Origin of the sequence: Methylorubrum populi (genome assembly GCF_002355515.1) — a bacterium.
GTDB lineage: Bacteria > Pseudomonadota > Alphaproteobacteria > Rhizobiales > Beijerinckiaceae > Methylobacterium > Methylobacterium populi_A.
In genome coordinates, this window is record NZ_AP014809.1 from 499,467 (window position 1) to 517,881 (window position 18,415).

Below are 18,415 nucleotides of genomic sequence, written 5' to 3' on the forward strand. Positions count from 1 at the left end.
CCTCATCCTCCCTGGCATCCACAGCCCGTCGACGAATCCGAACGAGGACACTCGCATGAGACCTGCGAACCTGGAACTGCACCTCGGCGTCGACGAAGCGGTGTGCCTGGAGCACGCGCTGGCCGCCTTCGACCGCCTGATCGCCGGGGCCGCCCCGGACCCGGCCGAGTTCGCCGCCGCGCCGATCCTCGGCGACTGGCACCGTGCCATCGTTCCGGCGCCCGAGCCGGTGCTGGTCGGGCAGGTCGCGGGCCACCCGCGCCTGCCCGGCGCGCGCCGCGTGGTCACCTCGCGGCTGCTCCTGCTCGACGAGACGGCCGGGTGGGCGAGGACCGTCAACCGCCTGTACCGGCTGAAGACACCGCCCCGGTGAGCGGAGCTGCACGCACCGCCGCTCAAGCCTCGCACTCGATCGGAATCACGGGGAGACAGGGATGAACGAGACCGTCGTCGTCTTCGACCTGGAGACGGTTCCCGATCTCGCGGCGGTCGCCCGGGTGCACGGGCTCGATCCTGCCGACGAGGACGCGGCTCGGGGCAAGCTCGGCACGGCCTTCCCCAAACTGATCTTCCACCGCATCGTCTGCATCGGCGCCCTCGTCGCCGAGCGGGTGGACGGGGCGTGGAAGGTCCGGGCCCTCGGCGCTCCCCACATCGGCGAGCGCTCCGAGCCGACGCTGATCGCCGACTTCGCCGCGCGGATCGAGCGCCTGCGGCCGCGGCTGGTGAGCTTCAATGGTCACAACTTCGATCTGCCGACGATCCGCTATCGCGCGATGATCCACGGCATCGCCGCTCCGGGCCTGACCTGCCGCCCGTATTACCGGCGCTACGACGAGTCCGCCCTCGACCTCTGCGACGTTCTCGCGAACCACGATGCCCGGGCGCGGATCGGCCTCGACGCCCTGTGCCGGGCGATGGGCCTGCCCGGCAAGCCCGAGGGCATGGACGGAAGCGCCGTCGCCGACCTCGTCGCACAGGGCCGGCTCGATGAGGTCGCGGCGTACTGCCAGGCCGACGTCACCGCGACCTATCGGATCTTCCTCGCCCACGAGCATCTGCGCGGCGCTCTCTCACCGGATGAGTTTGCACGGAGCAGCGAGGATCTCGCCACGTTCCTCGCCCGCACGGCAAGCGCGACTCCTGAGGTTCCTGCGATCGCCGCTGGCGATGGTCGAACCTCAGGTTCTGCGCTCTGACAGGAAACCATCACCGGCACCCACATCCCCGTGCGTGACGGCCGTGGCCTTCTCCGGAAGACCGCTGCTCCGCATCCCGAGCAACGGATCCGGTCCGAGGTCACCGGCCAGATCCGCCATTGCCGAGGGCGCGCGGTCACCTCTATCCGCTGCGATCTCCGCCACCTCGATGAGGCGCCGGTTGCCAGATCTCGCCGGCCCCCTCGCGCCGGTTCTCGATCCTCGCCAGCACGAAGAGCAGGTCGGAGAGCCGGTTGATGTATCGGATGATCGCCGGCGTGATCGGTTCCTGGAACGCCACCTCGACGATCTCCCGCTCGGCCCGGCGTACGACGGAGCGGGCGACATGCAGCGCCGCCGCGGCGCGCGTTCCGCCGGGCAGCACGAAGGAGTCCAGAGCGGGCAGCCCCGCATTGTGACGTTCGATCGTCGCCTCGATCCAGGCGACCCGCTCGTCGGTGAACCTCGTCGGTTCGACCTTCAGGCCCCCGCGCTCCGGCCGGCACAGGTCCGCGCCGATGTCGAACAGGTCGTTCTGGATCTGGCCGAAGATGTCGGCTGCTGCCTCGCTCACATCCAGCCGTGCGAGCCCGATGAAGGAGTTGGCTTCGTCGATCGATCCGTTGGCGGCGACCCTGATATGAAACTTCGGCAGCCGCGCCCCGTCGCCGAGCGCGGTGCGACCGTCGTCGCCCGTGCGGGTGGTGACCCGATTGATCTTGACCATGGTGAATTGATGCGGAAGCGATCGGGTGTATTGCCCGCGCTCGCCTCACACCGGCATCTTACCCGCTCGCTCCAGCGCCGCAAGCGGTGTGGTTCGTTCTACCCCGTGACGACCTCGATCTGCTCCCGCGGGAGCGCCCTCCACCACGCATCCCGAGCACGCATCGCCTCGTAGGTCAGGCGCAGAACATGCTCGGGCCGGCGGTGGGTGGGGTCGAGCGCCGCCCACGCCTCGTTGCGCGCGACCAGCACGTCCCACGGCAGGTCGAACACCTTCCACGCGATCGTGATGCCGTAGCGGCCCCTGGAAGCCGTTCGGATCCTGGTCGCGTTCGCCGACGCGCTCGTCAGCCGTCAGGAGGCTGCTTGCCGTCGCGCCTGACAGCTCAGCCCCGCCCCTATCCCGGTCTCCGCCTCCCCCCGTTCCTTGCGGTCCTGATCGCGCACGAGCCAGTAGACGGCGCCCAGCGCGAGCACCGCCGCGGCGAGGCCGAGGATGGTCAGCGGCTCGACCTTCGTCGCGTCGAGGACGATGAACTTGCGCGCGAGCGCCAGCAGGGCGATCAGCACCACCGTCCGCACCTGCACGATGCTGTCGCGCCGTTGCAGCACGCCAAGGATCGTGTGGTTGAACTCCAGCGCGATCAGCACGGTGAAGATCATGCCGAACACTGCCTGGAACACGCTGTGCTCCGCCGGATCGAGCAGCCCGAAGATCAGAAGCGCCCCGATCCGGTGGCACAGATTGATCATCGCCGCGACGACGACGAGGGCGATCAGCGCCGTGAGCACGAGGGCCACCACCTCCTCGAACCGCTGGTAGAGCGTCAGGCTCGGCCAGGCCATCCGGACCTTCCGCAGCGTGTCGGCCGAGGTCCCGGCGGCCTTCCCGGCTCCCCGTCCGTCCGGATCTCCGGTCGTCATCCGTTCCACGGTCACGGTTACCGCCGCTGCGTATCCGTCAGGCGGCGACGGCGACCGCGTCGGGGATCGGGGCCGGCGGCCGGGGCGGCGGCGGATCGTCGTCATCGTCGTCCCGCCTGCGCGGACGGAACGCGTCGCGGATGACACGCAGGGGCCGGCGGCGGGGCACATCCCCAGGCGCCCGGTGCGCGGCGCCGGTCCCGGCGGCATCGAGTTCGGCCAGCGCCGCGAGCACGTCGTCGACGTCCACGACGGCGGCCTTCGTGCCGGGCAACCGGCGCAAGCCCGGGAACGACGCCACCGCGTGCGCGTCGGACGCCCATTCCGCCAGGATCGCGCGCCTGTCCTCCCGCCTCAGGGCCGGATGCGCCAGCACCTCGCGCGGGTGGCCGAATACGTCGCCGGGCCTGGCGAGCGCCAGGGCCGCATCGGCCTCGACGGTTGTCTCTCGAACCTCCTCGCAAACCTCCTCGAACGGCCAAAGCCTGCGGGCCGGGCTGCCGTCACGCAGTCCGGCCCGTGTGCGTAAGGAACGGCGGTGCGGTCAGGCGGCGGCCTGGTGGGCGACCTGCGCGGGCGCGTTGTCCTGGCCGGACGCATCCTGCCGGCCGCCGATGGCGATGCGGCGAGGCTTGAGCGCCTCCGGCACCTCGCGCACGAGGTCGACGGTGAGCAGGCCGTTCTCCAGGCGCGCGCCCGTCACCCTGACGTGGTCGGCGAGGCTGAAGCTCTGCCGGAACTGCCGGGCGGCGATCCCATGGTGCAGGAACTGCCGGGCCGCCTCGGCGTCCTTGCGCTGGCCGGAGATCAGCAGGGCATTCCCGTTCTGGGTGAGCTCGATCTCGTCCTGCGCGAAGCCGGCGACGGCGAGCGTGATGCGGTAGCCGTCCTCGGCGACCTTCTCGATGTCGTAGGGTGGCCAGTTCGCCGGGCTCTCGGCGCGGTTGGCCTGGTCCATCATGTCGAACAGCCGGTCGAAGCCGACCGTCGAGCGGTAGAGAGGCGCAAAGTCGATCGTCCTCATGACCACATCCTCCATATGAGCAATGTGATGACGAAGAGCACCGGGCACCTGTCCCGGCGCCGATTGCCGCGAGCTCCTGGGAGCCTCGCACGCGCGTAACGCAGCCGGCGGCCTCCGGTTCCGGACAAATCTGCGATGGCGCGCTTGTTGGGGATTCGGCGGCGGCGAGGACGGGCCGCTGGAACTCGGGTCGTGAGCACGGTCCAAAGCCATGCGCCCGCCCACCCCTTCGAGCCGGCGGAACAGTCGATGGCCGAGTACGACGGCAGCGGCAGCGCGCGATGATTCCGCAGGACACGTCTCTCCGACGTCATCGCACCGACCGGCCTGCCATGCCCGATATCGAACGACCCCTGCCGGCCTCGGATTTCGACCGGCACGCTCAAACGGGGAGATACAGGTTCAAGACGCAGTTCCAAGTCGAATCGTCGAGACCGAGCGCGTGCTCGGCCTTGTCAAGCCGACCTAAGAATCCGTATGTACACGCTGTCGTAACCACCAGGATCGTCGGGCTGGAAACGCGGAGTGTTCGAGAGCACGGGTCCGGGAATGTGGCGGAGACTCCCTCCGTCTCCGCCACCTATTTTTCTCTACATTGAAATTCCTTTTGGAAGGCGCCGTCAGGGTGCCTTTTTTGCGTTTGTGGATCTGTTGGGCGCTCCTTCGGCCGCAGCCTCATTACCGAAATCTGATGGCGAAGGTCAGGTCGACGGCGCTGTTGCGAACGGTCTTCCCCGAGATGCCGGCAATACGGTGGAAGCGGCCCGAGCCGCGCGCCGTCGAACACGCGGCCGCGGTCGGCTTTGAAGCCCTCGACGCTCGATCAGGCGGCGCGACTGTGCTCGGCAGGGGATGTGCCGAGATGCGCGTCGAAGAGAGCCGCGACGTTGCGGACGAAGGATCTCGCCTCCTCCGGGATGCTCAGCGTGCTGCCCTCAAGCCTGACCAGACCGTGCTCCTCAAGGAGGCACAATCGTGGAAGGGAGGCCAGCAGGGTCTCTGGGTCGTGACCGTGGGACCGGGAGACTGCACCGACATCGACGACGAAATCGCACATGATCCGTTCGATCAGCGCCGCTCGCAATCGGTCGTCCGGCGTCAGGGCATAGCCCTTGAGCGTGGCGAGTTCGCCCCGGCCGACGCGCTCGGCGTAGGCGCGCAGCACCGGCTCGTTCTGCACGTAGCCCTGCGGAAGCCGGCCGATGGCCGAGGCGCCGAAGCCGATCAGAACCTCGCTGGAATCCGTGGTGTAGCCCTGGAAGTTGCGGCGAAGTTCGCCTTTCCGATGCGCGACCGCCATCGGGTCGTCCAGCCGGGCAAAGTGATCGAGACCGATCCGCCGATAGCCGGCCCGCATCAGCTCTTCGGCGATCGCGTCCGCCTGCTCCCGCCGGGCGGCCCCGTCGGGCAGCATCGCCTCGTCGATCCGGCGCTGATGCTTCTTGAAGCTGGGGACGTGCGCGTAACCGAACACGGCGAGGCGGTCGGGCTCCAGCGCCAGGCATTGTCGCACCGTCTCGAGGCAGGACGCCACGCTCTGATGCGGCAGGCCGTAGATCAGATCGAGATTGATCCCGCGCAGGCCGGCCGCTCTCAGCCCGCGAATGGCGGTTTCGGTGACGGCGTAGTCCTGACGGCGGCGGATCGCCTCCTGTACGACCGGGTCGAAGCTCTGAACACCGAGGCTCGCCCGCGTGACACCGGCCTCGCCGAGCGCGCGCAGCATCGCGGGCGCGAGCGTGCGCGGATCGATCTCGACCGCGATCTCAGCGTCCGGATCGACGGCGAAGCGATCACGCAGAAGCGCGATGAGAGCACGGAAGGCTTCGGGCGCCATGATGGTGGGCGTGCCGCCACCGAAATGAAGGTGATGCACCGACAGCCGATGTTCGAGGTGCCGCGCCACCACGTCCACCTCGCGCCTGAGCGCCGCGAGATACTCCTCGATCGGTGCATCGTGCTGGGTGATGTGCGTGTGGCAACCGCAGTACCAGCACATCGAGCGGCAGAACGGAACGTGCAGGTAAAGGGACGCCGCCGCCTCCGCCGGGATCGCGCGCAGCCATCCGGCATAGGTCGCAGGGTCGATGGAACCGGTGAAGTGCGGGCTGGCCGGATAGCTGGTGTAGCGGGGCAGCCGCTCGTCTCCGTAGCGAGCCTTCCATTCTTCCCGCATGCGCGCCGCTCTCCGGTGAGATCGGGCGGCCCGTGCCGCCACGGGCGCAGGCTTAAGGGCCCGCCTCCCCCGTCGGCTTTGATGTGGCTCAACCCCTCCGGCTCAGACGGCCGGCATCGGCTCGGGCGCGAAATGCTTCGAGAGCTTGAGGCCCTGCGCCTGATAGTTCGAGCCGGCCCCCGCGCCGTAGAGAGTCGCCGGCCGCTCCAGCATGCGCTCGTAGACGAGGCGCCCGACGATCTGGCCGTCCTCCAGCAGGAACGGGACGTCGCGGGAGCGAACCTCCAGGACGGCGCGGGCACCGGCGCCGCCCGCCTCGCTGAGACCGAAGCCGGGATCGAAGAAGCCGGCATAATGAACGCGGAACTCGCCGACGAGGGGATCGAACGGCACCATCTCCGCCGCGTGGTCGGCGGGCACCCGCACCGCCTCCTTCGAGGCCAGGATGTAGAACTGGCCGGGATCGAGGATCAGTGTGCGGCTGCCGTCGGCAGGCAGCGGCTCCCAGAAGTCGCGGGTGCGGTGGCCGCGCGGCCGGTCCACGTCGATCAGCCCGGTATGGCGCTTGGCCCGGTAGCCGATCAGCCCGTCGAAGCCCGAGAGGTCGACGGAGACGGGCACACCGCCCTGGAGCGAGGGGGTCACCGCATCGATCAGCGGATCGCTGGCATGCAGCGCGGCGAGTTCGGCCTCCCGCAGCCGCGGGTCGCCCTGGCGGAAGCGGATCTGCGACAGGCGCGAACCGGTCCGCACCCGCACCGGAAACGTCCGCGGCGAGATCTCGGCGTAGAGCCGGCCGGCATAGCCCGCCTCGATCTGGTCGAAGGCGCTGGCCCGGTCGGTGATGACGCGGGTGAACACGTCGATGCGTCCGGTCGAGCTTTTCGGGTTGGCGCTGGCACTCAGTTCGCCGGGCAGCGCCAGCGTCTCCTGAAGCTCGGCGATGTAGACGCAGCCCGTCTCCAGCACCGCGCCCTGGGTCAGGTCGATCTCGTGCAGGGCGAAGGCCTCGACGCAGGCCGCGACCGAACGCCCGCTGCCGGGCAGGAAGCTCGTTCGCACCCGGTAGGCACGGGTGCCGAGCCGCAGGTCGAGGCTCGCGGGCTGGATCTGATCGGCGGCATAGGCGGTCGCCGGGCGGATCGCCCCGGCCTCCGTCAGCGCCGTGATGGCCTGCGCCGGCAGGATGCCGGATGCTGCCGGCACGTCTCCGCTCATCGTCCCGTCCCCTCGCCTCTCTTCTTCGCCTCGGCCGCGGCGCGCTCGGCGGCCTCGATCACGACGACCATCCGCGCCAGTGCTAGCCGGGCGCAGGCCCCCATTGCGACGAGGCCGGCCAGCGCGCTCGCCAGCAGCGGGAACAGCTCGGGCCGCAGACCCGCGGCCACGGCCACCACCGCGGCACCGATCCAAGTCGCGTTCCCGAGCACCAGCATCGGCGAGGGGAGGCCACGGAACTCAGTCTCGACCCCGGTCCGCTGCCGGACCGCCCGCGCCACGATCCGCGCGGCCGCGTCGAGGCCGAGCGCAAGGACCAGCGCCAGCGCAGGCCACCGGTTCTGATCCGGATTGCCGTAGGCGAAAAACAAGGCGAGGCCGAGCGTCAGGACGATGCCGAGCGCCGTGCCGGCCGTGAACCGCGCGCGGTCAGGCCGCGCGGTCTGCGAGGCTCCCTGCAAGCCTTCCCGGTGCGAAGCGTTCGGCACGTGGTCTGCGGCCTCCGCCCACCGTAGGATACCGTGATTGACGAGGTTTCTGGCGCCACGTACCACGGCGCGTCGCAGATGTCGCGATGCGGCCTGCGCGCCGTCCACGGAGATGCTTTCACGCGATGTACAAGGCCGAGACGCGCGGCATCACGGTGACGGTGGAGCCCCGGTTCGTCGAGGAGGAGTCCTCGCCGGGGGAGAGCCGCTACTTCTTCGCCTACACCGTCGAGATCGTGAACAACGGCAGCGAGCAGGTGCAGCTCCGCTCGCGCCACTGGCGGATCATCGACGGGCGCGGCGCCTGCCAGGAGGTGCGCGGCGCGGGCGTCGTCGGCAAGCAGCCGGTGCTGGAGCCGGGCGAGTCGTTCAGCTACACCAGCGGTTGTCCGCTGACCACGCCCGACGGCCTGATGGCCGGCAGCTACACGATGTCGACGATCGGCGGCGAGAGCTTCGAGGCGGAGATTCCGGCCTTCTCGCTGGACTCGCCCCACATGCGCCGCGTGGTCCATTGACGGCGCCGGCGGGCGGCACGCGCTTCACGCCGCTGCAGCTTCTCGAGCGGCTCGTCGCGTTCGACACCGAGAGCTCGAAATCGAACCTCGCCCTGATCGACTTCGTGGCCGGCTACCTCGACGGCTGGGGCGTTCCCCATGTGCGGGTGCCGAATGCGAGCGGTGACAAGGCCGCGCTGTTCGTGACCCTCGGACCGATGATCGACGGCGGCATCGTGCTGTCCGGCCATACCGACGTGGTGCCGGTAACGGGACAGGCCTGGACCAGCGACCCCTTCTCCCTCCGCGTCGCCGATGGCCGCGCCTACGGAAGGGGCGCCGTCGATATGAAGGCGTTCGACGCCCTCGCCCTCGCCCTGGTGCCGGCGGCCCTCGAAGCCGGACTGACGCGGCCGATCCACATCCTGCTCTCCTACGACGAGGAGACCACCTGCCTCGGAGTCGCCGACACCATCGCCCGCTTCGGCGCGGATCTGCCGCGGCCGGGTGCGGTGATCGTCGGCGAGCCGACCGGGATGCAGGTGGCCGATGCGCACAAGAGCGTCGTGACCTACAACACCACCGTGCACGGTCATGCGGCGCATTCGGCCAAGCCGATGCTCGGCGCCAACGCGGTGATGGCGGCGGCTGACCTGATCGCGGAACTGAACCGCATCGCCGATGCCATGGTGGCCCGCGGCGACGCCTCCGGCCGGTTCGACCCGCCGAACACCACGGTCCATGTCGGCGTGATCGAGGGCGGCACCGCGCGCAACATCCTGCCGAAGCTCTGCACCTTCCAGTGGGAGTTCCGTGGGCTACCCGACCTCGACATGGCCGAGATCCCCGCCCTGTTCGCGGCGGCCTGCGAACGGGTCACGCGGGAACGCCTCAACCGCCACGGCGATTACGGGCGCATCGAGACGGTGGAGGAGGTGTCGGTGCCGGGACTCGCGCCCGAGCCCGGTTCGGAAGCCGAGCGGCTGGCCCTGCGCCTCGCCGGTCGCAACGCCACGATCACCGTGCCCTACGCCACCGAGGCCGGACGCTTCCAGCGCGCGGGCCTCCCGACCGTGGTGTGCGGTCCCGGCTCGATCGATCAGGCGCATCAGCCGGACGAGTTCATCACCCTGGACGAACTCGCCCGCGGCGAGGCCTTCATGCGCCGGCTGGTTGAGGCCTGCGCGAACTGACGCCGAAGCGATGATCGTCCGTCCCCGTCCCGGCCTTCTGACGATCCTGTTCGCCATGCGCGGCTCGATCCTGCCGAAGGTCGCGCCGCAGGTCATCGCAATCGCCGCGCTGTCCTTCCTTGTCGTCGCAGTCGAGCAGCGGCACGCCGAGTGGTTTCCCGTCACCGCCGGCATCGGGCCCTTCACCCTGGTCGGCCTCGCGCTGTCGATCTTCCTGAGCTTCCGCAACGGCGCCTGCTACGACCGCTGGTGGGAGGCGCGGCGCGCTTGGGGCAGCCTGATCGTCGAGATGCGCGGCCTCGCCCGGCTCCTGCCGGCCCTGCTGCCCGAGCCCGAGCACGAGGCCCTGCGCCGCCGCGCCCTGCGCCGGGCGGCTGGCTTCGCCCATGCCCTGCATGCCCGCCTGCGCGGACTCGACGAGGCGCAGGCGCTCGCGCCCTGGCTGCCGCCCGAGGATCTCGCCGCGCTCGAGAGGCGACCAAGCGGAGCCGACGCGGCGCTGACCGGCCTGACGCGGGATCTCGTCGAGGCGACGAGGGCCGGCACGCTCAGCGACATCCTGTTCGCGAGCCTGGAGCACAAGATCGCCAACTTGTCCGCGATCCAGGCCACGTGCGAGCGCATCCACGGGACGCCGCTGCCCTTCGCCTACACGCTTCTGCTCTACCGCACCGCTTGGCTCTACTGCCTGCTGCTGCCGTTCGGGCTGGCCGGATCGCTCGGCTGGTCGACCCCGATCATCGCCGCGCTCGTGGCCTACGCCTTCTTCGGTCTCGACGCGCTCGGCGACGAGCTGGAGGAGCCGTTCGGCACCGACGCCAACGACCTGCCCCTCGACGCCCTGCTGCACGCCGCCGACGCGGCGATCCTCGACGCACTCGGCGAGACCGGGCCCGAGCCGCCGAAGGCCGATCGGTTCATGCTCCGATAGGGGCAAGCCCGATCCGCCGGATCATCGGAGGCCCGGGGGGGAGCGGCGGACGCTCGGTTTATCCGCCATGAAAGTCTGCTTCACGGCCTCAGCCGAGAAAGTGCCTGAGAAGCCCGGCCGCTGCGACACCGATCAGAACCGTGGCCAGAAGGGGCAAGCGCGTGGCCGCCACCAGCGTGACCGCCAGTGCGATCAGGTCGGCCGGTCGATCCGCCACGAAGGACGGCGCGATCACGGCGATCAGCACGCAGCCGGGCGCGGCGTCCAGCACCGCGGTCGTGCGGGCACTCAAGGTGCGGTCGCGCAGGGCAACGTAGCCGAGGATGCGCGTCAGGTACGTGACCAGAGCCATCAGGGCGATGGTGAGGAGTGTGGTCGCCTGGATCATCATCACTTGCCCGCCTGCAGGTAGGCCCAGGCCACGCCGGAGAGCGCGCCGGCGGCGACGTGCCAAGCGCCCGGCACGAGCAGGTGCACGGCGGCGGCGACCACAAGGCTCACCAGCCAGGGCGCAGCCGCCCTCGCCCCTTCCAAATTCCGCGCAGCAGCACGAGGAAGACGGCCGGGAACGCCATGTCGAACCCGTAGAGGGTGATGTCTCCGATCGTCGGCCCGACCAGGGCACCGAGCGCCGTGAAGCTGATCCATGTGAGATACAGCCCGGCGGAGACGCCGAGATAGTAGGGGAGACTGAATCCGCCTGCGCGCCGCTTGGCATCGGCCAATCCCATGGCCCAGCTCTCGTCACACATGAAGAACAGGGCCGGGAAGGCGCGGCGCTTGGGCAGGCTGCGCAGGTGCGGGGCGAACGCGGCCCCCATCAGCAGGTGACGGCTGTTCACCAGAAATGTCATCGCCACGATCAGCAGGACGTGCGGCGGCGAGGTCCATAGCTCGACGGCGGCGAACTCCGAGCCACCGCCGAAGTTCAGGCCGGTCATCAGCGGCACCTCGACCGGGCTGAGCCCTTTCTGGGCGGCCTGTGCTCCCAGCACCAGGGCGAACGGCACGAAGCCGATCATCACCGGCAGCGCGGCGGTCGCGCCGCGCAGCAGTTCAGAGCTGCGACCGGCGCTCGTCGTTCCTGTGATGCTCATATCCAAGGCTGTCATGGGCTGCCTCCTTCTCGAGGCAATATGCGCCGTCTCCCTCGGTAGTTGGTTGCGTTTTGTCGCGGCCCGAACGGCATCGACGCAACGTGATTGCGAGACGGCGTTCTTCAAGGGCATTCTGTGCCAATGGAACTCGATGCCATCGATCGGCGCATCCTGCGCGCGCTTCAACGCGACGGCCGGCTGCAGAACGTGGACCTCGCGCAGGAGGTGGGGCTGTCCCCATCCCCCTGTCTCCGGCGCGTTCGGCGGCTGGAAGAGGCCGGGGTGATCGAGCGCTATGCCGCGATGCTCGACCCAGCCAAGATCGGCTTCAGCATGACGATTTTCGCCCGGATCTGGCTCACGGGACAGGATCAGGACACCGTCAGCGCATTCGTCGGCGCAATCCAGGAGCTACCCCAGGTCGCGGAATGCTACCTGATGGCGGGCGACTGCGATTTCCTGATCCGTGTGATGGTCAGCGATCTCGACGCCTACCGGCGCTTTCAGGTCGAACACTTGGCGCGGATCGAAGGTGTCCGCAGCATCAAGACCGACATCTCGATGCAGACGGTCAAACAATCGGCTGCACTCCCGATCCAACCCTGACATTGCCGATCGCCAGGACGGTTGCGCCGCCTCGTCCCGCTAAGCGCCGCCGTCAGTGCCGTGCGGCGTCCCGCGCGGCCCGTTGCACCGCCGGGCGCACGGTGCGCGATCGTCAGGGCGCGGATCCGGGCTTGGGGCTCTGGCCCTCCACATCCGGCGCGACCTGCCCGAAGTTCAGCACCGAAACCAGCGTCACGCCGCCGACCACGTTGCCGAGCAGTGTCGGCACGAAGAACCCGGTCAGATACTTCGCGAAATCAATCTCACCGGTGGCGACGAGGTAGTAGGCGTCGACCGAGCCGGCGACGATATGGGCAAGCCCGCACATCGAGACGAGCCACGTCATCAAAATGATGATGAAGGGCGCCGCCGAGCCCGTGGCCGGCAGGATCCACACCATCAGCGCGATCAGCCAGCCCGCGAACACCGCCTTGATCACCGTGGTCCAGAACGGGTCCTCGACGGTGTGACGGCTGATCTCGGCGAAGGCTTCCCGCACCTCCGGCTTGAACGCGTCGGTATGGGCGAGCACCGAGGCGATGAGGATGGTCGCCAGGATGTTGGCGACGAGCACGATGGTCCAGAGCCGCACCACGCGCATCAAGGCGCCGAAGGTCCGCTCGGTCAGGAGCGGCAGAATCGGCGTGACGGTGTTCTCGGTAAAGAGCTGCTGGCGCCCGAGCACGACGATGAGGAAGCCGACCGAGTAGCCGATGCTGAGGACGAGTTCGGCCCAGGGTTCGTGCGGCAGATGTCCCTTCAGCACCCCGGGGACGATCAGCGAAAATCCCATGGTGAGACCGGCCGAGAATGCCGAGAGCGCGAGCGCCAGCGTCGTGCGCCGCATCTCCTCCTCGCCCTCGCGCCGGATGATCTCGTGCAGGATCAGCGCGTCCGGGCGGTGGGCCTTCTCGACCTGGGCGTCGTCCTTCTCGCGCGTGTGAGCCCCGTGCGTCTCGGTTTCTTCGTGCGAACGAATTTCCTCAGACATGCGGGCCTCGGCGGTCGTCTCGTCGCAGCCCAACGTATGGTGCCGCTTGCGCGCTCCCGGCATGCGGAAAAATTCCGAGCCTCGTCACACGCCGAAACCGGCGATCATCCTGATGAGTTCGGCCTGGTTGCGGGTCCCCGATTTCCGGTAGACGCGGTTCAGGTGCGTCTTCACGGTCGAGCGCGCGACGCCGAGCGCCGCGGCGATGGCGTCGAGGCCGTTCAGGCGCAAGGTCGCCTCGACCACGCGGATCTCACTGGCGGTGAGGTTGTGCCGTCGCGCGAGCGCCTCCAACGGGCTGACGACGGGCGGCGACGGTGATCGCACGAAAATGGCCGCGACCGCGCTCCGCGGCTCGCCCGCGCGGCCGAGGCGGTCGTCGGAGAGCGGCAGGACGGTTGCCGTCCAGCCGTCCCCCGTCTCGTCCGAGAGCGGAATCGCATGGTTGGAGGCAGGGATCCCCTCGCGTCCGCCGATGGCGCGCAGATGGTCGAAGATGGCGCGGTCGGCCACGGTCGAGGTCGCCCTTAGGCGCCCGCCGACGTCGCGGAGCAGGCGCCCCTCCTCGATCATGCACCGACCCCGCCCGTTGGCGAGGACGAGGCGCCCGGTCTCGGCGACGAGGAACACACCGGCCTCGACATGGTCGAGCGCCCCGGTCAGGACGGCCTCGCGGCGACGGCCGCTCACGAACAGGCGCCCGATCGCGACGGACCGTAGGAGGTGCGGGGCGATCAGGGCGATTCTGTACCGGGCCGCCTGCTCGATCGGCCTCCTCTGCCACTGGATCGTCAGGAAGGCGGCGCGGGTGGCGTCCTTCTCCAGGATGACACCGAGAGAATCGGTCATCCCCTGCGGCGCGAGCCATTCCCGGTGGAAGCGCGTCCGCTCCATCTCCGCCGCCGGCACCATGTCGCTGGCGGACAAGACAGCTCCCACAGGCTGGAAGGCGAAAGCGGGAAAAAGCGGATTCAGAGCCGCATAGTGATCCTCGTAGAGCTTACTGTAATTGGGATCGTCGTTGAACCGGAACAATGTATCGACATCCGGCTTGAGCGCATCGTGCCAATACAACAGTGCCTGATCACCCCCGACGAACAGGCAGATTCTCTTGATGGTGTCGGGCCAATGCTCGGGATCGACAGCCGCGTCGTAGATCCGCGCGATCACGGCTGACAGGGCCACGGGATCCGGGTCGTTCAAGGTCACCTCCGAGAGGCCGAACGGCAACTCGCGTCGGCTGTGGCCGAATTACAACTACGACTCCGTGCCGCTCCGCGTCCACCCCAGGGTGGACGCCCCTTCTCAAATCCTTCCGCAAGTTGCGGGCCTCTTGATCGGCAAACGCACGAACGGTGCCAGCGACCGATCGCATCGATCGGGGGCATGGCATGGTCGTTCACGACGTCGGGTCCGAGGCGGCGTCCGGCCCGCTAGCCGCCGGGACGTCCGGCCCTGCTCCGACGGGCGCGTCCACGCGCTTCAGAAAATCGGCACCGGCAGGCGGCCGTCGCCAGTCCCGGCCGCCCGAGCACGGGCGCTCCCGGCTGCACAAGCGAGGCAGATGAGATGGCGATCACGCGCGCTTCGACGGATTTCGAGGGAAATCAGGCTGACAGAGGGAATGGCACCCCCTCCCTCTCGGGCGACGGCACCCTCGTCGCCTTCGCCAGCAACGCCACCAACCTCCGGGTCCCGAGCGGAGTCTCCGGCGTCGTCGTCAAGAACTTGGTGAGCGGCGAGTTCGTACTGGCTTCGAGTGACACCCGCGGGGTGTCCTTGGCCGGAAACTCTTTCGCTCCGTCGCTGGCCGCCGACGGCAGCGCCGTGGCCTTTGGGACCAACGGAAGCGAGATCACCGACAACCCGAACATCCAAATCGCGATCAAGAATCTGTCGAACGGCGACATCTCCGTCGTCTCAGCCGCCGCCGACGGCACCCAGGGCAACGGCAACAGCGGTGCCAACCCCTCGATCTCGGGCGACGGGCGCCTGGTCGCCTTCTCGAGCCTCGCCACGAACCTCGTCGCGAACGACACGAACGCGACCCTCGACATCTTCGTCAAGAACGTCGCGACCGGCGCGATCACCCGCGCCTCGACCGCCGCCGACGGCACGCAGGGCAACGGCGGCAGCAACGTCGCGTCCCTGTCGACCGACGGCAGCCGCGTCGCATTCCAGAGCGACGCCAGCAACCTCGTGGCCGGCGACACCAACGGCACCTCCGACATCTTCGTCAAGAACCTGGCCACCGGCGCCATCGTCAACGCATCCACCGCCGCGAACGGCACCCAGGGCAACGGTGCCAGCACCAGCGCCTCGCTGTCGCGCGACGGCACTCTCGTGGCGTTCACCAGCGACGCCAGCAACCTCGTGCTCGGCGACACCAACGGCCGGGCCGACGTCTTCGTCAAGAACCTGACCACGGGGGCCATCACCCGCGTCTCCACCGGCACCGACGGCATCCAGGGCAACGCCGAATCGGGAAACGCCCGGATCTCGGCCGACGGCACGAAGGTCACGTTCACCAGCCGCGCCGGCAACCTCGTACCCGGCGACACCAACATCGTCTCCGACGTGTTCGTGAAGGATCTGACCACCGGCGCGCTCACCCGCGTCTCCGTCTCCGCCGCCGGCACGCAGGCCAACCTCGCCAGCGATGGCAGCAGCCCGAGCCTGTCGGCCGACGGCAGCCGCGTCGCCTTCGCAAGCGGCGCCAGCAACCTCGTGCCCGGCGACACCAACAACGCCTTCGACGTGTTCGTGTCCGACGTGATCTGCTTCGCCACCGGCACCCGCATCCGCACCGCCCGCGGCGAGGTCGCGGTCGAGGATCTGCGCGTCGGCGATCGCGCGGTCACGGTCGGGGGAAAGCAGCGCCCGATCCGCTGGATCGGCTCCCGCACCCTCGACGGCCGCGGCTCCGCCCTGCCCTTCAGCCAGCAACCGGTGCGCATCCGCGCCGGCGCCTTCGGCGGCGGCCTGCCCGTTCGCGACCTGTCCCTGTCGCCGGGCCATCCGGTGCTGGTCGGCGAGCACCTCGTGCCGGTCATGTGCCTCGTCAACGGCACCAGCATCGCCCGCATGCCGGCGTCATCGGTGACGTACTGGCACGTCGAACTGGATGCTCACGACATCCTGCTCGCCGAGGGCCTGCCGGCGGAGAGCTACCTCGATCTCGGCTCAAAGCCTTGGTTTGCCGGATCCGATGCGCCCCTGCACGACCCCGACTTCGTGGCCACGGAGGCGGCGGGCCGCTGCCGTCCGGTGGCTTTGGAAGGGTCGGTCGTCGAGGCCGAGCGGCGTCGGCTCGACGCGGTGTTCGCGGCCGAACTCGCCCACTCCTGCGCCTGGGCCGAGGCCGGCCTGCCCTGGATCGTCGCCTGAGAACCGGGCACCCGCCCGCCTCCGTCCCGCTCGCCGGGCCCTGACCCGGCCCGCATCAGCCCCTTGCAGACGAGACCGACCCGATGGCCATCACCCGCGCTTCCACGACCGCCGACGGCACCGAGGGCAACGGCATCAGCGGCACCCCCTCCCTCTCGGAAGACGGCACCCTCGTCGCCTTCGACACCACCGCGACCAACCTCGGCTTCAGGCCCGATCCGAGCGGATCATCGAGCGTCTTCCTCAAGAACCTGACCACCGGCGCCATCACCCGCCTCTCGTCCGACAGCGACGGCAACCCACTGACGGAACAGAGCTTCTCCGCCTCGCTGGCGCCGGACGGCGGCGCCGCGGCGTTCGTGACGGGCGCGCAGGAGGTGGTCGGGTCGGGCCGGCCGCGTCAGGTCGTGGTCAAGAGCCTCGTGACCGGCGACCTCCGCGTGGCCTCGACCGCTGCCGACGGGACCCTGGCGAATGCCGACGTCACGACGCCGTCGCTGTCGGATGACGGCCGCACGGTCGCGTTCGGGACCGCAGCCTCGAATCTCGTGCCGAACGACGCGAACCAGACGTTCGACGTCTTCGTCAAGAATCTCGACACCGGCGCGATCATCCGCGCCTCGGCCGCCGCCGACGGCACGCCGGCCAACGGCTTCAGCATTTCCTTCTCGCTGGCCGGGGACGGGCGCAGCATCGCCTTCCACAGCACCGCCACCAACCTCGTGGCCGGCGACACCAACGGTCGCTCCGACGTCTTCGTCAAGAACCTGACCACCGGCGCCGTCGCCAACGCCTCGACCGCCGCCGACGGCAGCCTGGGCAACGGCGACAGCTTCAGCGCAACGCAGTCGCGCGACGGCAATCTCGTCGCCTTCCTCAGCAGCGCCGACAACCTCGTGGCCGGCGACACCAACGGCCGCACCGACGTGTTCGTGAAGAACCTGACCACGGGCGCGGTCACCCGCGTCTCCACTGCCGCCGACGGCACCCAGGGCAATGCCGATGCCACCGGCATTCCGCGAATCTCCGCCGATGGGACGAAGGTCGCGTTCACCAGCCGGGCCACCAGCTTGGTCGCGGGCGACAGCAATCTCGCCACCGACACCTTCGTCAAGGATCTGACCACCGGCGCGCTCACCCGCGTCTCGACCGCCGCCGACGGCACGCAGGGCAACGGTCCCAGCAACGGCAGCACCCTCGCCCTCTCGGCCGACGGCAGCCGCGTCGCCTTCGACAGCCAGGCCAACAATCTCGTGCCCGGCGATACCAACAACACGACCGACGTGTTCGTGGCCGACGTGATCTGCTTTGCCACCGGTACCCGCATCCGCACCGCGCGCGGCGAGGTCGCCGTCGAGGAACTGGTGGTCGGCGACCGCGCGGTCACGCTGGGCGGGGCCTCGCGCCCGATCCGCTGGGTCGGCTCACGCACCCTCGACGGCCAGGGCCGTGCCCTGCCCCACAATCAGCAGCCGATCCGCATCCGCACCGGCGCGTTCGGCGACGGCCTTCCCGCGCGCGACCTCTACCTCTCCCCCGGCCACCCCGTGCTGGTCGGGGCCGAGGCCGACGGTTCCGGCGGACTCCTCGTGCCGGTGATGTGCCTCGTCAACGGCATCAGCGTCGCCCGGATACCGGTCGAGGCCGTCACCTACTGGCACGTCGAACTGGATGCCCACGACATCCTGTTCGCCGAGGGTTTAGGCGCCGAGAGCTACCTCGATCTCGGTTCACGGCCGTGGTTCGCCGGCTCCGATGAGCCCCTGCACGACCCTGACGGCATGTCGGCGGACTCCGCCGCCCGCTGTCGTCCGGTCTTAGTGGAGGGACCGGTGGTCGAGGCCGAGCGGCGCCGGCTCGATGCCGTGTTCTCGGCCGAGCTCGTGCAGTCCTGCGCCTGGACGGGAGCGTCCGCCTCTCCGACGATCTGACCGGCTCTGCCGGACGGGACGTCGTGG

Annotated in this window: 19 protein-coding genes and 1 pseudogene; 8 read left to right on the top strand and 12 right to left on the bottom strand. The window is 69.3% G+C overall.

Translation table 11 applies throughout. The features are described from left to right. The first annotated feature begins 55 nt into the window (after positions 1-55). A complete protein-coding gene (locus MPPM_RS02240; protein ID WP_096483535.1) occupies positions 56-373 on the top strand; it encodes a DUF6634 family protein in 318 nt (105 codons plus the stop codon). 61 nt (positions 374-434) lie between these two features. Next, positions 435-1,199 (top strand): 3'-5' exonuclease, encoded by a 765-nt coding sequence (locus MPPM_RS02245; RefSeq protein WP_096483537.1) that lies wholly within the window; start codon positions 435-437, stop codon positions 1,197-1,199. A gap of 142 nt (positions 1,200-1,341) precedes the next feature. Here the strand turns inward: MPPM_RS02245 and MPPM_RS02250 are convergent, their stop codons facing one another. From MPPM_RS02250 to MPPM_RS02280, 8 genes are all read right to left on the bottom strand, one after another. Next, complete coding sequence (locus MPPM_RS02250) at positions 1,342-1,926, bottom strand: cob(I)yrinic acid a,c-diamide adenosyltransferase (protein WP_096483539.1); 585 nt, start codon at positions 1,924-1,926, stop codon at positions 1,342-1,344. A gap of 98 nt (positions 1,927-2,024) precedes the next feature. Beyond that, a complete protein-coding gene (locus tag MPPM_RS27770) occupies positions 2,025-2,198 on the bottom strand; it encodes a hypothetical protein (RefSeq protein WP_157914096.1) in 174 nt (57 codons plus the stop codon). Positions 2,199-2,279: 81 nt separating this feature from the next. Continuing rightward, positions 2,280-2,771 (bottom strand): phosphate-starvation-inducible PsiE family protein, encoded by a 492-nt coding sequence (locus MPPM_RS02255; RefSeq protein ID WP_238312689.1) that lies wholly within the window; start codon positions 2,769-2,771, stop codon positions 2,280-2,282. A gap of 115 nt (positions 2,772-2,886) precedes the next feature. Continuing rightward, the gene (locus MPPM_RS02260; protein ID WP_096483543.1) at positions 2,887-3,225 is read right to left on the bottom strand and encodes a hypothetical protein; all 339 of its coding nucleotides are present in this window, start codon (positions 3,223-3,225) and stop codon (positions 2,887-2,889) included. Between the two features lie 168 nt (positions 3,226-3,393). After that, positions 3,394-3,873: an Hsp20 family protein gene (locus MPPM_RS02265; protein ID WP_096487674.1), complete on the bottom strand. Its 480-nt coding sequence runs from the start codon at positions 3,871-3,873 to the stop codon at positions 3,394-3,396. 823 nt (positions 3,874-4,696) lie between these two features. Then, positions 4,697-6,049 (bottom strand): oxygen-independent coproporphyrinogen III oxidase, encoded by a 1,353-nt coding sequence (gene hemN, locus MPPM_RS02270; RefSeq protein WP_096483545.1) that lies wholly within the window; start codon positions 6,047-6,049, stop codon positions 4,697-4,699. 102 nt (positions 6,050-6,151) lie between these two features. Further along, positions 6,152-7,267: a 2'-deoxycytidine 5'-triphosphate deaminase gene (locus MPPM_RS02275; RefSeq protein WP_096483547.1), complete on the bottom strand. Its 1,116-nt coding sequence runs from the start codon at positions 7,265-7,267 to the stop codon at positions 6,152-6,154. Further along, positions 7,264-7,728: a hypothetical protein gene (locus tag MPPM_RS02280; protein WP_244573448.1), complete on the bottom strand. Its 465-nt coding sequence runs from the start codon at positions 7,726-7,728 to the stop codon at positions 7,264-7,266. The genes MPPM_RS02275 and MPPM_RS02280 overlap by 4 nt, the downstream gene beginning before the upstream one ends. A gap of 152 nt (positions 7,729-7,880) precedes the next feature. On the opposite strand from MPPM_RS02280, the gene apaG reads away from it, so the two are divergent. From apaG to MPPM_RS02295, 3 genes are read left to right on the top strand one after another with little or no spacing between them, the layout of a single operon-like run. Then, positions 7,881-8,273, top strand: a complete 393-nt coding sequence (gene apaG / locus MPPM_RS02285) for a Co2+/Mg2+ efflux facilitator ApaG/CorD (protein WP_017482710.1) — start codon at positions 7,881-7,883, stop codon at positions 8,271-8,273. Then, positions 8,270-9,445, top strand: a complete 1,176-nt coding sequence (argE, locus tag MPPM_RS02290) for an acetylornithine deacetylase (protein WP_096483552.1) — start codon at positions 8,270-8,272, stop codon at positions 9,443-9,445. Before apaG ends, argE begins: the two co-directional genes overlap by 4 nt. Positions 9,446-9,455: 10 nt before the next feature. Continuing rightward, positions 9,456-10,376 (top strand): bestrophin family protein, encoded by a 921-nt coding sequence (locus MPPM_RS02295; RefSeq protein WP_096483554.1) that lies wholly within the window; start codon positions 9,456-9,458, stop codon positions 10,374-10,376. A gap of 88 nt (positions 10,377-10,464) precedes the next feature. Here MPPM_RS02295 and MPPM_RS02300 read toward each other — a convergent pair whose 3' ends face one another. Further along, positions 10,465-10,764: an AzlD family protein gene (locus MPPM_RS02300; RefSeq protein ID WP_096487675.1), complete on the bottom strand. Its 300-nt coding sequence runs from the start codon at positions 10,762-10,764 to the stop codon at positions 10,465-10,467. A gap of 2 nt (positions 10,765-10,766) precedes the next feature. Beyond that, positions 10,767-11,473, bottom strand: a pseudogene (locus tag MPPM_RS02305) (AzlC family ABC transporter permease). 141 nt (positions 11,474-11,614) lie between these two features. On the opposite strand from MPPM_RS02305, the gene MPPM_RS02310 reads away from it, so the two are divergent. Then, positions 11,615-12,079, top strand: a complete 465-nt coding sequence (locus tag MPPM_RS02310) for an Lrp/AsnC family transcriptional regulator (RefSeq protein ID WP_096483557.1) — start codon at positions 11,615-11,617, stop codon at positions 12,077-12,079. A 112-nt stretch (positions 12,080-12,191) separates the two neighbouring features. Here the strand turns inward: MPPM_RS02310 and MPPM_RS02315 are convergent, their stop codons facing one another. Beyond that, positions 12,192-13,070, bottom strand: coding sequence for a formate/nitrite transporter family protein (locus MPPM_RS02315; protein ID WP_096487676.1), 879 nt, complete (start codon positions 13,068-13,070; stop codon positions 12,192-12,194). A gap of 84 nt (positions 13,071-13,154) precedes the next feature. Next, positions 13,155-14,255: a helix-turn-helix transcriptional regulator gene (locus MPPM_RS02320; RefSeq protein ID WP_157914097.1), complete on the bottom strand. Its 1,101-nt coding sequence runs from the start codon at positions 14,253-14,255 to the stop codon at positions 13,155-13,157. A gap of 384 nt (positions 14,256-14,639) precedes the next feature. Between MPPM_RS02320 and MPPM_RS02325 the strand changes: the two genes are divergently transcribed. Next, the gene (locus MPPM_RS02325; RefSeq protein ID WP_096483561.1) at positions 14,640-16,457 is read left to right on the top strand and encodes a Hint domain-containing protein; all 1,818 of its coding nucleotides are present in this window, start codon (positions 14,640-14,642) and stop codon (positions 16,455-16,457) included. An 83-nt stretch (positions 16,458-16,540) separates the two neighbouring features. Continuing rightward, positions 16,541-18,388 (top strand): Hint domain-containing protein, encoded by a 1,848-nt coding sequence (locus tag MPPM_RS28770; protein WP_096483563.1) that lies wholly within the window; start codon positions 16,541-16,543, stop codon positions 18,386-18,388. The last annotated feature ends 27 nt before the right edge of the window (positions 18,389-18,415 follow it).